The sequence below is a fragment of the Paraburkholderia sp. 40 genome, assembly GCF_050434105.1.
GTDB classification, from domain to species: Bacteria; Pseudomonadota; Gammaproteobacteria; order Burkholderiales; family Burkholderiaceae; genus Paraburkholderia; species Paraburkholderia tuberum.
In genome coordinates this window covers 24,283-40,275 of the sequence record NZ_JBNPVY010000002.1, presented here as the reverse complement: position 1 = coordinate 40,275, position 15,993 = coordinate 24,283, and the positions used below count along the sequence as shown (strand labels likewise).

Here is a 15,993-nt window from a genome sequence, read left to right as displayed (position 1 = left end):
GCCCGTTTATGCCGTCGCGTTCGACGTCGCGTCGAGCGCTGCGTCGAACGCCTGTTGCAGCGCGTGTTGGTCGAGGTCTGCGCCGATCAGCACGAAGCGGCTCAACGCGCCGTCGCCATTTTCACCCGCTTGCCAGCGCCGGTCGAAGTAGCTGTCGAAGCGCCGGCCCACGCCCTGGATCACGAGACGCATCGCCGCGCCCTGCAGTGCCGCGAAGCCTTTGACACGGTAAATCGTGTGGGTTTCGACGAGCGTCTGCAAGGCGGCGAGCGCCGCGTCGCGCGACGGTACGGATGCCTGCACGACGACCGCATCGAATTCATCGTGGTGATGATCGGGGTCGTCGGCGGAACCGTGGTGGTCATGACGCAGGTGGATCGTCTCTTCCGACGCCGCTTCGAGGCCCAGCAGCGTATGCAGGTCGAGCCGCCCCTGCTGCGCACGTACGATCTTCACCTGCGGCGGAATCTCCGCGCGGATCGCGGCTTCGACCTCGTGCTGCCGCGCGTCGTCGATCAGATCGGTCTTGTTCAGAATCACCAGATCGGCCGCCGACAACTGGTCTTCGAACAGCTCGTGCAGCGGCGACTCGTGATCGAGATTCGGATCGGCCTTGCGCTGTGCATCGACGGCGAGCGGGTTATCGGCGAACTGGCCGCTCGCGGCGGCCGGGCCGTCCACCACCGTCACCACCGCGTCGACCGTGAAGCCATTGCGGATCTGCGGCCAGTTGAACGCCTGCACGAGCGGCTTCGGCAACGCGAGCCCCGACGTTTCGATCAGCACGTGATCGAGTTCGTCGCGGCGCTCCGCGAGCTTTTCCATCACCGGGAAAAATTCTTCCTGCACGGTGCAGCACAAACAACCGTTCGCGAGTTCATACAATTGCCCTTCGGTCTCGACGCCGTTTTCATCGCAACCGATGCCGCAGCCTTTGAGGATTTCGCCGTCGATGCCGAGCTCGCCGAACTCGTTGACGATCACCGCGATGCGCTTGCCGCCCGCATGCTGAAGAATGTGCCGCAGCAGTGTGGTTTTGCCGCTGCCGAGAAAGCCCGTGACGATCGTGACGGGGATCTTGCGCAATTGAGTTTGCATCGTGAGGTCCATCCCTTGGCGTTGATCGGTATGCCGGAAAGTCCGCGCGTGGGTCCGCGTCGGCTGGCGAATGGAGCGAATGAAGCACGCGCAGCAGTACCAGCGATCACCAGACACGGGGACGAACGACGGCATTGCCGCGACAACGGAAATACAGAAAGCGGAACTGAGGTCATGAACGCGCCGCCGCATCCCCGCGGCGGTCGTTCTGCTTCTTTGGGCCGGTATCCGGGCTGGCGAAAGCGCCGCTTCCCCTTCCCGGCCGAGTGGTTTCTCGTCCAGTGGTGAAATGTCCACGCGACCTTGCGCGAGGACATCGAAGCCGGCACTGCGGTGCCCGGCTATCAAGCCGGAACCGCTTTTCGCTTACCGTTGCGGGGACAGCACAGGTTAGCCGCTCCAGAGCAGGTGGCTCCCTGTTTCCCGTTTAACTGCATGCGCACGAGCGCGCACGCGAGCACCCAAAGTGCGTGCGAGTGTAGGCCCGCGGCCTTGCGCAGTCAAGGAACGCACAGAGCCGGAAAGCGCCGCCCTGGCTTATCCGGCAAGGCGCCATGTGCTATCGTATGCGCGCGTTTGGTGCCCGCACATGCGCTCGCGTGTGCAGTTAAACGGGAAACAGGCAGCGCCTCGCGCGTTCAACCTGTGCTGTCCCCGCAACGGTAAGCGACCTGCGGCGCGCGATTCGATTCGCCTTCGAGTCCGACGTGCCGCGCATGCGTTTTTTGATGCCACTGTCCCGCGAATCCACAAACCGGGACGGGAAGGCGAAGCGCATGAGGCCGCCAGCCCGGATACCGGCCAGACGCGGAGGCGGTGCCGCATTGCATCCGTGCATCACGCGGCGCCGCCGGCCGCCGGAATCCGCGGGGAACGGATGTGAAGGCGTAGCAGCGCGGCATCGCGCGTGCCCGGATTCGCAGTTCCGCATGACCTCTATATTCACCGCCGCGCGCGCTGTCGCACGCCGTTTCTCTTCTTCCATCACCGCATGGCGCGCGCCATGCACGCCGCGATGACGCGCGCCTGGCTGATCGGCGCCGGTCCCGGCGACGTCGAACTGATCACGCTGAAGGCCACCCGCGCGCTCGCGCAGGCCGATGTCGTGCTCGTCGACGATCTGGTGAATCCCGACGTGCTGCAGTTCGCGCGCACCGACGCGCAAATCGTGTACGTCGGCAAACGCGGCGGCCATCCGTCGACGCCGCAAGCCGACATCGTCGCGCGAATGCTCGGGCATCTGCGCGCGGGGCGCAGCGTCGCGCGGCTCAAGGGCGGCGATCCGTTCGTGTTCGGCCGCGGCGGCGAAGAGTTGCAGGCGCTACAGGCCGCGGGTATCGAAGTCGACGTGATCAACGGCATCACGGCCGGCATCGCGGCGCCCGCGGCGCTCGGTATCGCGGTCACGCATCGTGATCACGCGCAGGGCGTCGTGTTCGTCACCGGCCACGGCGCCGGCAGTGGCGAACCGGACTGGGCCGCGCTCGCCGCGACGCGCATGACGCTGGTGATCTACATGGGCATGCGCCGGCTCGGCGAGATCGCCCGCGCATTGCTGGCTGCCGGCATGTCCGCCGACACGCCGTGCGCGGCGATCGAGTCGGCGACGCGGCCTGAGCAGCGTCATGTGCTCGCGCCGCTTCGCGAGTTCGCCGAGGCGGTGGCGCGCGCGGGGCTCGGCTCGCCGGCGATCGTCGTGATCGGCGGTGTGGCGTCGCTCGCACTGGCGCGTGATGCGGCCAAACGCGACGCCGGCTTTGCTCACGAACTGGGAGCGAGCGCGACACGACACGGACTCGGACGCGCGATCAAAACGCTGAGCGTCGGCATCGGTTGCCGCTTGCACAGCGAAGCCGCTGAGATCGAAGCCGCCGTCCGCGCAGCGCTCGGATCGAATACCTTCGAGCAGATCCGCGCCATCGCGACGATCGACACCAAAGCCAACGAAGCCGGTCTGCTCGAATTCTGCTCACGTCATCAGCTGCCGCTGCAACTGTTCAGCCGTGAGCAGATCGCCGCGGTACCAGTCGCGTCGCCGTCGGCGGCGGCACACGCGCATCTCGGCGTCGATGGTGTGTGCGAGCCGTGCGCGCTGCTGGCGGCAACGGCGCCGGACTCCACCACAACCGCGCAAAACGCGCGTCTAATCGTACGCAAGACCGCGCACGCCGGCATCACGGTGGCGATCGCAGCGGCGAACAACGCTGCCCTTAGCGACGCGCCCCCATCCCATCCCGCCTCTCAAGACCAGGACCCTCGATGAAAACCGATCCGGAATCGCATCAACGCATGACCGAACGCCGCCGCGAAGGCCACGAAAAGAAGCAGGCCAGCGCGACCGTCGAAAAAGGCCTGCTGATCGTCAACACCGGCACCGGCAAGGGCAAGAGCACGGCCGCGTTCGGCATGGCCGTGCGGGTGCTCGGCCACGGCATGCGGCTCGGCGTCGTGCAGTTCATCAAGGGCGCGCTGCATACGTCGGAGCGCGATTTCCTCGGCGCGATCGCGCAATGCGATTTCGTCACGATGGGCGACGGCTACACATGGAACACGCAGAACCGCGAGGCCGACATCGCGACCGCGCGCAAAGGCTGGAACGAAGCGCGGCGGATGATCGAAAGCGGCGACTACCAGATGGTGATCCTCGACGAGCTGAACACCGTGCTGAAGTACGAATACCTGCCGCTCGACGAAGTGCTCGCGGTGATCAACGCGCGTGCGCCGATGTTGCATGTCGTCGTGACCGGACGCCATGCGCCGGACGCGCTGATCGAAGCCGCCGACCTCGTCACCGAAATGCGCGCGATCAAGCATCCGTATCGCGAGCAAGGTGTGAAGGCGCAGCGCGGCGTGGAGTTCTGAGCGATGTCGGCGTCCTCCAACGGGGCTTCGTCCGGGGCGCCCCCCAAGGGGACTTGCTCCGCGGCGTCCCCCCAGGGGACTTCCTTCGGGGCGTGCCCCGCGCTGTTCATCAGCGCGCCCGCGTCGGGACAAGGCAAAACCACGATCACCGCCGGTCTCGCGCGTTATCACCGGCGGCTCGGACGTCGCGTGCGCGTGTTCAAGACCGGACCGGATTTTCTCGATCCGATGATCCTCGCGCGCGCGAGCGGCGCGCCGGTGCTGTCGCTCGATCTGTGGATGGTCGGCGAAAGCGCATGTCGCAACCTGCTCGCGCGGGCGGCGCAAGAAGCCGATCTGATCCTGATCGAAGGCGTGATGGGCCTGTTCGACGGCACGCCGAGCAGCGCCGATCTGGCGACCACGTTCGGCGTGCCGGTGCTCGCGGTGATTTCCGCGCAGGCGATGGCGCAGACCTTCGGCGCGCTCGCATTCGGCCTTGCGCGCTTCAGACCACAACTGCCGTTCCACGGCGTGCTCGCGAATCGCGTCGGCTCCGCTCGGCACGCGCAGATGCTGCAGGAAGCGCTGCCGCCCGGGTTGCGCTGGTGCGGCCACCTCGCCGCGAGCGACGAGATCACGCTGCCCGACCGCCACCTCGGCCTGCACCAGGCCGATGAAATCGACGATCTCGAAGCGCGCCTGGAACGCGCGGCGGATACGCTCGCGTCGACCGCGCTCGCCGAACTGCCGCGCCCGGTCGATTTCGGCGTGCCCTCGCCCGAAGTGCTGCCGCGTCTGCTCGAAGGCAAGCACATCGCGATCGCGCGCGACGCCGCGTTCTCGTTCATCTATCCGGCCAACGTCGCGCTGCTCGAAGCGCTCGGCGCGCGGCTCAGCTATTTCTCGCCGCTTGCCGACGAAGCGTTGCCCGCCGGCACGCACGCGCTCTATCTGCCGGGCGGCTATCCCGAGCTGCATCTGGCGACGCTCGCGGGCAACTCGACCAGCGCGGCATCGATCCGCGCGCACGTCGAGGCGGACAAACCGGTGGTCGCCGAGTGCGGCGGCATGCTCTATCTGCTCGACACGCTGACCGACGCGCAAGGCACTAGCACGCCGATGCTGGGCCTGCTACCCGGTCACGCGACGATGCAAACGCGCTTCACGTCGCTCGGCATGCAGCAGATCGATGGCGTCCACGGCACGCTGACCGGCCACACGTTCCACTACTCGAAGCTCGCGACGCCGCTTGCGCCGCAGCGCTTCGCCACGCGCGCGCACAGCGACGCGCCCGGCGAAGCGGTGTTTCGCGTGGGCCCGATTGTGGCAACCTATATGCACGCTTACTGGCCCTCCAACCCGGCTTTCACGGCCGCCCTCTTTTATGGCGCAACCTTTTGACGACTCCGAGCGCGATGCGGTCTATCGCGCGATTTACGAACGCCGCGACATGCGCCACTTCGTGCCCGATCCGGTCGATCCGGCGGTGCTGCGGCGTCTGCTCGACGCGGCGCATCACGCGCCGAGCGTCGGCTACATGCAGCCGTGGCGCATCGTGCGCATCACCGACGCGGCGCTGCGCACGGGCTTGCGCGACATCGTCGAGCGCGAACGGCTCGCCACCGCCGATGCGCTCGGCAAGCGCCGCGACGAGTTCATGAAGCTGAAGGTGGAAGGCATGCGCGAATGCGCGGAACTGCTGGTGATCGCGTTGATGGACGGGCGCGAGCGACACGTCTTCGGCCGTCGCACGCTGCCGGAGATGGATCTCGCGTCGGTCGCGTGCGCGATCCAGAACATGTGGCTCGCCGCGCGCGCGGAAGGACTCGGGCTTGGTTGGGTGTCGCTATTCGATGTCGACGCGGTGCACCAGCTACTGGCGATGCCGGAAGGCGCGCGGCCGGTCGCGATTCTGTGCCTCGGCCACGTCGCTGCCTTCTATAGCGAGCCGATGCTCGAAACGGAGCGCTGGGCGAGCCGTCTGCCGCTCGCCGATTGCCTGTTCGAAAACCGCTGGCCGCGAGACGAGCCGGCGCAGGAATAACTGATACTCGCGGCCCCGGCGATCCGAGGCGGTGTTTTAACGCTGCAGCGGTTCCATCGAGTCGATGTTCGGCACACCGCTCGTCTTGTCGATGCTGAGCTTCACACGCCAGTCGGCTGGCGCATCGAACGGCAGCTTCGCGAGCGCGGTTTTCACGAGCAACGGCAGTGCATGCAGCGGGTCCGCATCGCGATCCATGAACACCGCGCCGACCTTGTAGCGCTCGGCGCCGCTCGCGTAGTCGAAAAATCGCAGCGTCAGCGCGTGCTGATACTTGCGCCCAAACAACAGCGCGCCTGGACCGTCGCTGCCCGCGCCGCAATCGGCGGGCGCGCAATCCTCACCACCGATGCCGATCGACGCCGGCCGCGTGCTATACGCCATCGACAGCAGATAATGCGCGGGCTTGCCCGCCGTATCGACGAACCCGTGTTTCGCCAACTCGTCGCGCAACAGCTTTTCGACTTGCGGATGGTCGACGCTGTCGTCCTGCGGCTGCGTGCGCGCGAGCCAATAGGTCTGCTCGCCTTGCAGCGCAACGGCGCGGTCGGCGCCGTTAGCGGAGACGGTGTGCACGTCGGCGCTCAGGCCCGCGCAAGCGGTGAGGCTCGCCGCGGCCAGCGCGGCACAGAGGTGAGCGATCTTTGCCATTTTTTGTTTTCTCTCTAGTACATCGAATACATCAAAGGCGCATCAGACGCGCGGTCCGATCGATTCGTCGAGGGGCGCGTCGTCGAGCGCGGGCAGCCAGATCGTGAAGGCCGTCCCCTCGCCGGGCGCGCTGACGACTTCGACGCCGCCACCGTGGCGCGTGACGACGGTTTTGACGAACGCCATGCCGAGTCCCGCGCCGCCCACTTCCGGCCGCTCCGCCGCGTGAAAACGGCGAAAGCGCTCGAACAATCCCGCTTGCTGCTCCTCAGGAATGCCATAGCCCTGGTCGCGGATCGTGCACGACACGCGCGGCGCCTCGCTGCCCGCGCGCCTTGCCGCCGGCTGGCCAGCGAAGCTGCATACGATGCGCGTGTCGGGCGGACTGTACTTGACCGCGTTGTTCAGAATATTGACGAGCGCGCGTGTCATCAGCGAGCGGTCGGCGCAGATCCAGGGATCGTGGTCGGCGTCGTCGCCGGATTCCGTATGCAGCGCGATGCGCTTCGCATGCGCCTGCGGCCAGACCTCGTCGCTCGCATCGATGACGAGTTCGGTCAGACTCAGCGGCTCGAGCACATAGGCCTGCGATTCGGCGCGCGCCAGTTGCACGAAGTCGTCGGCAAGCGTGAGCGCGCGTTGCGCGTAGCGTTCGATGCGCTCCAGCACGCTGCGCGCGAGCGCAGGCTCGGTCCGCGCGCGCTCGATCTCGACCAGCGCAATGATCGACGCCTGCGGCGAGCGCATGTCGTGCGACAGCAGCCGCAGCGCGTCTTCGCGCTGACGCTCGGCCGCATGGAGCGCCGACACGTCGACGAGACCGGCGATCCAGCCGGTCGTCTCGCCCTGCGCGTTGGTGCAGGTCGCATAGCGCAGCAGATGGTCGCGCTCGTTCGCGTCGCGCACCTCGACGCCCTGCGCCATCAGCGCCGCGAACTCGCCGCGCGTCGGATCGAGGAGCGCCGGCCAGTGCGCGTGCGCGGACAGATTACGCTCGTTGTCCGTGGCCGCGCCGGTGTCGATCGTCTTCACGAGCGTGAGACCACCGAGCACGCTCTGCATCGGCTGGCCCTCGGGCATCGGCGCGCCTAGCCGAGCGAAATGCGCTTTCGCCGCGTGATTCGCGATCAGCACGACGCCGGCCACGTCGCTGACGAGAATCGGCTCCGGCACGCTATCGAGGCTGTCCCACACGAAGCGCTTCATGTCCTGCACCCGTTGCGCGGCCTGAGCCATCAGCGCCATGTGCTGCGCGAGCACGTCGCCGCCGAATTCGCGGCGGCGCTTCGGCGTCTCGGGCAGCAGATGCGGCTCGTCGGCGAGACGTTGCAGTTCGCCGCGCAGATACGCCATCGTCATTTCGAGGCGTCGCCAGTTCCAGATCGGATAGACGATCACGACGCCGAGGATCGCCGGCACCGGCGAGATCCACAGCCTGCCGCCGTACAGCAGCAGCCCGCTGCCGATCGCGGCGAGCAGCACCAGCGCGCCGGTCAGCAACAACGAGCGGCGCGGCGACAGCACGAGGAAGCCGGCGAGCAGCGCGGCGAGCGGCCCGAGCGCCGCCGCGAACACGATCCACAGCGCGACCGGCTGGATCTCGCGGCCGCTCAGCAGCGTGTCGAGCACGCTCGCGTGGATGTAGACGCCGGGCAGCGGACCGAGCTCGCCCGATACCGGTGTCGCGAAGCGGTCGTACAGACCCGACGCCGTCACGCCGATCACGACGATGCGCCCGCGCAACTGATCGGCCGGCACCTTGCCGGCGAGCACGTCGGCGAAACTGAGCTTTGGGTAGTTCGCGGCGTTCGGGCCGAACGGAATCAGGAAGCGCTCTTCGCCGCCGTCGTCGCTGCCGCGCGCGGGCTCGTTCGAGGGGCGCGGCGGCAGCTTGCCGTGTTCGACCGCGTCGGCGACGAGCACCGTCAGTTGCGGCCAGCGCGAGCGCTCGTCGCCCTGGAAGCGCGCGACGCTGCGCACGATGCCGTCGCTGTCCACTTCGAAATTGATGTGACCGAGCCCGGCAGCAGCCTGCGCGAGCGGCGCGACGGGTTCATCGACGGTGCGCTTGCCGCTCGCATCGGGCGGCGTCAGCAGCACGGGCAGATAGGTCGGGCTCAGCGCAATTGCGTGGGCGAGCTGGGCGTCGTCGACATTGGGCTCGGTGAACAGTACGTCGTAGATCACCGCGGCAGGTCTGGCCGCGGCGATCCGCTCGAGCAGCCGCGCGTGCACGCTGCGCGGCCACGGCCAGCGGCCGAGTGCGTCGATGCTCGCGTTGTCGATCTCGACGACGACGATGTCGGACAGCAGCGGCTGCTCGCGCAGCTTCAGAAACTGGTCGTACACCAGCAGATCGATGCCGGCGCCGACGCGCCCGAACGACGTCAGCAGGATCACCACGAGACCGAGACAGCCAACGCTGACCCACTCGATCAGAAAGCGCCGGCCCGCCCGCCGTCCGAGACGGGCGCGCGGATCGAGGCTCAGTCGCGTAGAAGTGGCGGGCACGGGACGATGGAGTCGGGAACGGAAGGACGGACCGGCCAGCAGGCCGGCCCCGAGAATCTACCAGCGTCAGCGCGCAAGCGTAAAGGAGCGGACCGGACTGCTCTTTTCGTAGAAGCGGCCGTTGTCGAACTGCTCGGCGACGATCGTCCAGTAGTAGACGCCCGGAGGCAGATCGCTGATCACGAGTTCGCCGCCCGGCAGATCGGGGCGATCGATTACCGGATGGCTCAGTTCGGCCGTGTTCGCGAGCAGGAAGCGGAAACGGGTCGGCACGTTGCTGCGGCTGACGAACCAGCGGAACTCGTAGTCGCGGCTACCCGCGCGCTGCGCGGCCGAAGCGTCCAGCCCCAGCTGGCGGCGCTCGAACGCGTACACGTTCGGCAGGCCGTCGAGACCGTTGCTATCGGTCGACGCGACGCGCACGAAGTACGTGCCGTCGGGCAGATCGCCGAAGTCGGCATACGGCGCGCTCACGCGCAGGTCTCGCACCAGGTCCAGTTGATCGGCGTCGTGCGAAATCTGCAGCCGATAACCGACCGCGTGCTCGGCCGGGTTGACGTCGAACGCGACGCTCTTGCCGTCCTGCACGCGCGCCGGCCGCGCGAGCGCGGGTGCGGGCAACAGCTGGACCGGACTGCCGACCGCGCCACCAGAGTGCGTGACGTTGCCGAAGCTTGCCTTGACCAGCCGCTCGGACGCCTGCAACGGCCTGCCTGGCGCCGGCGGGGCGCTCTGGCCATGCTGCGTGGCCGGATCGACGCCGACCGCGCCGTCGAGCACCGCCACCGCGGTGGTTTGCGTGTCGCCGTCGTAATCGACGCGGAAACGCGTGCCGCGCACCCCGGCGACCACCGAAGGCGAACGGATCTGGAAGCGATCTTCGCGTCGCTTCGCATGCGTGACCTGGCTCTCGACCTCGCCGGCGCGCAGCTCAAAGATGCGATCGGCGACGCCGGTCAGCGTGACGTGCCGCAGTCTCTCGATATTGAGTTCGCCGTTCTGCGCGACCGTCACGTATGAGCCGCCGGGCAGCTCGAGCGTCGTGAACCCGTTCGCGCCGGTGCGCAAGCGATCGCCTTCGGCAAGCGTTTCACCGGTTTTCAGCGGCAGATAGGGGCTCGAGTCGAACGCGTGCTCGACCGGACCGCTGGTCGCGACCACGCGAGCCGTGTCCCGATCCTGGCGCAGCCTTCGGGACGGCAAACGCAGCACGATGCCGGCCGCCATGCGGCGCGGCGCGGGCACGTGATTGAGGCTGCTCAACAGCGCCCAGTCGGTCGGATCGGCCATGTAGCGGGCGGCGATGTCATACAGCGTGTCGCCCTCGTGCGTCGTGTACGAAGCGTAGACCGGCGACGCCTTCGCTCCGGTCTTGCCGCGCGCGGGCTGCGCGTGCGCGAGCGCGCTCCAGCCGGTCGCGCCCGTTGCAATCAGACAGGCCGCGGCAAGCCACGCGGCGGCGCGGCGGCCGGGCATGGCGGCGCTGCCCGATGCCGCCCCATCCACGCAGACCGTCACGCTTCCCCCGCTTCTTCAGTGGGTTCGTCGTCGGCGGTCGGTGGGGTGTCGGTTTCGATCCGCTCGAGGCGGTAGCCATAGCCGTAGATCGGCGTGAGCCGATAACCGTGCTCGGGGCGCAGACCGAGCTTGCTGCGCAACATCGACACATGAGTGTCCATCGTGCGCGACGGGATGTCCGTGGCCTGCTTCCAGATCACGTCGAGAATGTGTGCGCGCGACAACGGCCGGCTCATATGCTGGAACAGCAGCAGCGCGAGTTCGAACTCTTTCTGCGTAACGGAGACCGGGGTGCCGCGGACCACGACGTGCTTGACGCTCAGGTCGAACTCGAAGTCGCCGAATACTTCCCTCGTTGCCGGCGGCTTCAGGTAATACGCGCGCCGCAGCAGCGAGCCAACCCGCGCGAGCAGCACGGCGCCCGACACGGGCTTGACGAGATAGTCGTCCGCACCGGTATTCAGAATCGAAGTGATGTCGGTTTCGCGGCCGCGGCTCGTCATGAACAGCACCGGCAGGCGCTCGGACAGGCTTTCGCGCACCCAGCGAAGCACTTCTTCGCCGGACATGTCGGGAACGTTCCAGTCGAGCACGAGCAGATCGAACGTCTGACGACGCAACTGGCGCACGAGTTCGCGCCCTGCGCCATACGCGTGACAGACGTGTCCAGCGGCGGACAGCGTTTGACACACAAGGTCGGCTTGAGCCGAATCATCATCGAGGACTGCAATTCTCATAACACCCCACAACGCAACAGCGCCTTCATGGCTGACGGCCGGTATACCGGCTGACGACCGGGATGACGGCGCAGCACCGCCGATCCGGCTTTCCAAAAAATTCCGGCTGCCACTTTCTGATCAATGGTCCCTCGCCGTACCCCGCCATGACGCCGCTTTCATGAAGCGGAAATCAGCGCATAAATGTAATTTCCATAGCGATTATGCAGGGCAGATCATGATAATCGAAAACCTTCTTTCTTCCCGTTTGCCGTGTACCGGCAATCCGTCGCGAAAAACCCTAATCAGAAACGGCTGACGCGCTTTTCAGGTTTTTCTGGTCTGCCACCACTAGCCGGCGCCCGGGAGGAAGTGACACTGCGGACGGCAGATCCTTGCTGGAGCGGCTTTTTGACCACGCCCGCTTATCGGCCTTAAGATTCCCTTCAGGTACTCTTATTTAACAATTGCGTATTCAGTATAAGAATAATCTCAAAAGAAATCGTTTAAACATTGTTAGATTTTGTCCCGGTCGAGTTGTCATTCGAGGCAGTCGGCTTGGTCGGGCGAGCGACTTAAAGCCGTCTTTTTGCATGAGGCATTCCACTGCTTCACATTGTTGGCCGACGCGATGACGCGCCGCGAGGCGGACCGTCAGCGGGTGATGCGCAGCGTTAGGGCCGCCGGCAAAAAAATGCGGCGCTGCCCCTGTCGAAGCAACGCCGCCCATAAACACTACACACGCTCGCCGGGGGTCTAACCGCACGAGTAACGTCAAGTTAGCTCGGGAAAAAGCCGTGCTCAAGATGAAAGAACTTCCTTTGTAACCGTTGGCGAAGTAGTTATTACGAGCCGCACCAGCCGCGCGCGACGCGCAAGTCCTACACAGCGCGAGTTCAAAATTGGTATGAGTTGAAGCCCTCATCGACGGTAATTTACATACACAGACGCTTTGTTACAGTGTAGCCCCCATTGGTGTTGCTGCTGCGCGTCAGATTTCCCTTGCGTGTCTGCGTGGCCCGTCTGCGTTGCCTCGTTCGGTCGCTTGCTCGCGCGCGTTCAACGCGCGCCTTCGATGTCCGGCATAGGCGCGAACAGCGCGTCGAGATCGTCGTCCGAGAACTTTGCGGCGCCGGCCGCATCTTCCGCGAGAATGCTGTCGGCGAGCCCGGCCTTGTGCTCCTGCAACGCGACGATCTTTTCCTCGATGCTGCCGGCCGCGATCAACTTGTACACGAATACCGGCTTGTCCTGTCCCAGCCGATGCGCGCGGTCGGTCGCCTGGTTCTCGGCGGCCGGGTTCCACCACGGGTCGTAGTGGATCACCGTGTCGGCGGCGGTCAGGTTCAGCCCCACGCCGCCGGCCTTCAGGCTGATCAGGAACAGCGGCACCTCGCCCTGCTGGAACCGCTCGACCGGGCTCACGCGATCGGCCGTGTCGCCCGTCAGCATGACGTACGGGATCGCGGCTTCGTCGAGCGCCTCGGCGATCAACGCGAGCATGCCGGTGAACTGCGAGAACAGCAGCACGCGGCGTCCCTCCTCGATCAGCTCGGGCAGCATCGACAGCAGCAGATCGAGCTTGGCCGAGCGCATCGCGCGCTCGCCGCTGCCCGTGGCAGCGCCGTCCACGATACCGCTGGCGGTGCGCACGAGCCGTGGATCGCAGCACACCTGGCGCAGCTTCAGCAACGCATCGAGCACGATGATGTGGCTGCGCGCGAGCCCCTGCGCGCTGACCGCCGCGCGCACCTTCTGCTGCATCGCGGTGCGCACGGTTTCGTACAGGTCGCGCTGCGCGCCTTCGAGATCGACCGGACACACGATCGTCGTCTTCGGCGGCAGCTCCTTCGCGACCTCGTCCTTGCGACGGCGCAGCATGAACGGCCGGATGCGGCGCGCGAGCAACGCGCGGCGCACGTCGTCGCCGTTCTTTTCGATCGGATTGCGCCAGCGTCGCGTGAAGTCCTTCTGGCTGCCGAGAAAGCCCGGCAGCAGAAAATCGAATTGCGACCACAGCTCGCCGAGATGATTCTCGAGCGGCGTGCCCGTCAGGCACAGCCGATGCCGCGCCCGCAAGCCGCGAATCGCCTGGGCGGCTTTGGTGGTCGCGTTCTTCACGTACTGCGCCTCATCGAGAATCAGCAGATGATAGTCGTGCTCGGCGAGCACCTTCTGATCGCGCCACAACAGCGCATAAGTGGTCAGGATCAGCTCGGCTTCGCCGATCTGCTCGAAACGCTCCTTTCTCTGCGGCCCGTTCAGCACCAGCACTTTCAGCTCCGGCGCAAAGCGGCGCGCTTCCTCGCGCCAGTTGTGCACGAGCGTGGTCGGCACGACGATCAGCGCGGGATGCGTGAGCCGCCCCGCTTCCTTCTCGGCGAGAACGTGCGCGAGCGTCTGCACGGTTTTGCCGAGGCCCATGTCGTCGGCGAGCACGCCGGCCAGATCCTGTTCCCGCAGGAACTGCATCCAGTTCAGGCCCTGGTGCTGGTACCCGCGCAGCTCGGCCTTCAGCCCGCGCGGCACCGGCACTTCGCGCAGGCCCGGACCGGCTTGCAGACGGCGTGCGAGCTCGCGGATCGAATCGTCGCCGCTGAACTGCCAGCGGCCGGTGTCGTGCAGCGCGTCGAGGCGACCCGCATCGACCGCGGGTACGCGCAGAGGCGCGCCTTCGGCAAGCGCGCCGCCTAGCGAATCGAACAGATCGACCAGCACGCGCACCACCGGCTTCAGACGATCGGCGCGCAACCGCAGGCGCTTGTTCTCCTCGGTCTTCAGCTCGATCGGCTCGTCGTCTCGAATACGCTCCAGCGCGCCAGAGAGCCAGCGCCGGTCGCGCCGGAACAGATCGGCCAGCAGCGGTTCGAGCCGCACGTTGCGCTCGCCGACGCGGATGCCCATCTCCAGATCGAACCAGCCGTCGCCAGCCTGCTGCGCGGTGCCGTCGATCGCGTCGATCTCGATCACGTTGTAGCGGAACTCGGGCGCCATCCTCACGCGCCAGCCCTTCGCGACCAGATCCGGCACCGCGTCGTTGACGAACTCGGACCACGCGTCGGTGTCGGGCAGACCGAGCATCGTGTCGGGCAACAGACGCGACGCATGCAGGTTGCGCGTCGGCACCTTTTGCAGACCGGTCTTGCGCAATTCCAGCAGACGCTTTTTCTCGGCGTCGTAGCGCCGGCGGATGTGAATCACGTCGCCGCCCGGCAGCGGCACCAGGGTCACGCTGCTGTCGGCGTTGATGCTGACACCGTCGTAGTCGAAGCTCGCGGCGGCCAGTTCTACCGCGGCGGACTTGCGCTCCGCGGCCTTCGCGGCCTTCGCGGTTTTCGCCGTTTTGATGCCCTTCCCCGCGCCGGGCAGCGCATGGCTGTTCAGCGTCAGCACCGGCACTGGTTCGACGTCGATCACCCGAATCGCGGGCGCGTCGTGGGTCGGCGGCAGTGGCAACTCGGGCGCGATCTCGCGCAGCACCGACGCGACGAGCGGCGCCTCGGCGAGCGAGATCGGCGGCATCGCGAGGTAGTCGGGCAGTTGCTGGAACGGCAGCGACAGTGGCACGACGCCCGCCTCGTTGGCGACGCCGTCCACGTACCAGACCGGTTCGGTCGGCAGCACCATGCTCGCGCGCGGTTCGGTGCGCAGTACCGGGCGCAGGCGCTCGTCGGCGAGCGGCTCCCATTCGATGCGCCCGAGGCGGTCGGCGGCGCGCGCGAGCGGCGTCGGTCCGGCCTGGCCCGGCCCGATCCCGAAGTCGAAGAACAGGCGCCCGGTCGCGATCAGCTTCTGCAGCGTTTCCGCGCCACTCGTGCCTCGCAGCACGAACTGGCCCAAGTCCTCGCGCGAGCGACCGAGCCATAGGCCGCGGAGGATCGACAGGTCTTCGTCGGACACGAAGCGCGGCTGCCTGAGCAGCGCGCCTTCGACGTCGCCCCAGCTGTCGCCGACTTCGGCGATCGCGCCGTCCGCGTCGCAACGCGCGCGATGCAGCACGACTTCGTGGCGCATATGAAAACGCGACCAGTTGAGGCGATAGGCGAGCGTTTCCTTGCGCGCGGCGTCGAGCTTCCGGGTGGCTTCTTTTTCGGCGGCGTCGGCCGCGCGGGCGCGCGCGCGAAAACGCTCGAGCCAGCTGACCAGTTCGGGTCGCACACCTTGAGATGAAGATGGAGACGGTGATGGCGCCGGCGGCTCGCCCGGCACCGTAATCGGTCGCGCGATGAACACCTCCGACGTCGCCGGGTCACTGCCGTCCTCGACCTGCGTGATGTGATCCATCTCGTCGTGGTAGTCGAGTTCCGCGAGCAGCAGCGCCGCGACGTGCTTGCAATTGCGGCCGACCGGGCACGTGCATTTGCCTTCGGCCGACGGCGAGCCGCCATCGGTGCGAAAGCGAACCCGCGTCAGGTACGGCCGCGGCTGCGAGCCCTGCACGTCGCCCGACAGCGTGTCCCCCTGCCATTTGACGTTGCTGACCGCGCCCACCGAGCGCGCCTTGGCGACGGTGCGCTCACCGAGCCATTCCGCAATCCTTTGCCGATCGAAGAAAACTGATGACATCCGCGTGCATTCCTGTTCAAACCGGCGAAGGCAAGCGCGCGTGGA

At 66.7% G+C, this 15,993-nt stretch carries 10 protein-coding genes, 1 pseudogene and 2 riboswitches; of the genes and pseudogenes, 5 read left to right on the top strand and 6 right to left on the bottom strand.

Going from position 1 to position 15,993, the window contains the following annotated elements:
- Nucleotides 1-6 precede the first annotated feature (6 nt).
- The gene (cobW, locus tag OKW28_RS01505) at nucleotides 7-1,098 is read right to left on the bottom strand and encodes a cobalamin biosynthesis protein CobW (protein ID WP_429443345.1); all 1,092 of its coding nucleotides are present in this window, start codon (nucleotides 1,096-1,098) and stop codon (nucleotides 7-9) included.
- 202 nt (nucleotides 1,099-1,300) lie between these two features.
- Nucleotides 1,301-1,578, bottom strand: a riboswitch (cobalamin riboswitch).
- Between the two features lie 80 nt (nucleotides 1,579-1,658).
- A riboswitch (cobalamin riboswitch) is annotated at nucleotides 1,659-1,918 on the top strand.
- Nucleotides 1,919-2,113: 195 nt separating this feature from the next.
- On the opposite strand from cobW, the pseudogene cobA reads away from it, so the two are divergent.
- From cobA to bluB, 5 genes and pseudogenes are all read left to right on the top strand, one after another.
- Nucleotides 2,114-2,839, top strand: a pseudogene (gene cobA / locus OKW28_RS01500) (uroporphyrinogen-III C-methyltransferase); the annotation flags it as partial.
- A complete protein-coding gene (locus OKW28_RS01495) occupies nucleotides 2,822-3,361 on the top strand; it encodes a cobalamin biosynthesis protein (RefSeq protein ID WP_429446803.1) in 540 nt (179 codons plus the stop codon). The pseudogene cobA and the gene OKW28_RS01495, both read left to right, overlap by 18 nt.
- A complete protein-coding gene (gene cobO, locus OKW28_RS01490; protein ID WP_429443343.1) occupies nucleotides 3,358-3,960 on the top strand; it encodes a cob(I)yrinic acid a,c-diamide adenosyltransferase in 603 nt (200 codons plus the stop codon). The genes OKW28_RS01495 and cobO overlap by 4 nt, the downstream gene beginning before the upstream one ends.
- A gap of 3 nt (nucleotides 3,961-3,963) precedes the next feature.
- Entirely contained in the window at nucleotides 3,964-5,343 is a 1,380-nt protein-coding gene (locus OKW28_RS01485) for a cobyrinate a,c-diamide synthase (protein ID WP_429443341.1), read from the top strand.
- Nucleotides 5,327-5,986, top strand: coding sequence for a 5,6-dimethylbenzimidazole synthase (gene bluB, locus OKW28_RS01480; protein WP_429443338.1), 660 nt, complete (start codon nucleotides 5,327-5,329; stop codon nucleotides 5,984-5,986). The genes OKW28_RS01485 and bluB overlap by 17 nt, the downstream gene beginning before the upstream one ends.
- Nucleotides 5,987-6,022: 36 nt before the next feature.
- Here bluB and OKW28_RS01475 read toward each other — a convergent pair whose 3' ends face one another.
- From OKW28_RS01475 to OKW28_RS01455, 5 genes are all read right to left on the bottom strand, one after another.
- Nucleotides 6,023-6,637 (bottom strand): DUF4136 domain-containing protein, encoded by a 615-nt coding sequence (locus OKW28_RS01475; RefSeq protein ID WP_429443337.1) that lies wholly within the window; start codon nucleotides 6,635-6,637, stop codon nucleotides 6,023-6,025.
- Nucleotides 6,638-6,679: 42 nt separating this feature from the next.
- The gene (locus tag OKW28_RS01470; protein WP_429443335.1) at nucleotides 6,680-9,148 is read right to left on the bottom strand and encodes a CHASE2 domain-containing protein; all 2,469 of its coding nucleotides are present in this window, start codon (nucleotides 9,146-9,148) and stop codon (nucleotides 6,680-6,682) included.
- A gap of 66 nt (nucleotides 9,149-9,214) precedes the next feature.
- Complete coding sequence (locus OKW28_RS01465) at nucleotides 9,215-10,666, bottom strand: FecR domain-containing protein (RefSeq protein ID WP_429443333.1); 1,452 nt, start codon at nucleotides 10,664-10,666, stop codon at nucleotides 9,215-9,217.
- Nucleotides 10,663-11,403 (bottom strand): response regulator transcription factor, encoded by a 741-nt coding sequence (locus OKW28_RS01460; RefSeq protein ID WP_429443331.1) that lies wholly within the window; start codon nucleotides 11,401-11,403, stop codon nucleotides 10,663-10,665. Before OKW28_RS01460 ends, OKW28_RS01465 begins: the two co-directional genes overlap by 4 nt.
- Nucleotides 11,404-12,441: 1,038 nt before the next feature.
- Nucleotides 12,442-15,948, bottom strand: a complete 3,507-nt coding sequence (locus OKW28_RS01455) for an SNF2-related protein (protein ID WP_429443329.1) — start codon at nucleotides 15,946-15,948, stop codon at nucleotides 12,442-12,444.
- Nucleotides 15,949-15,993: the final 45 nt, after the last annotated feature.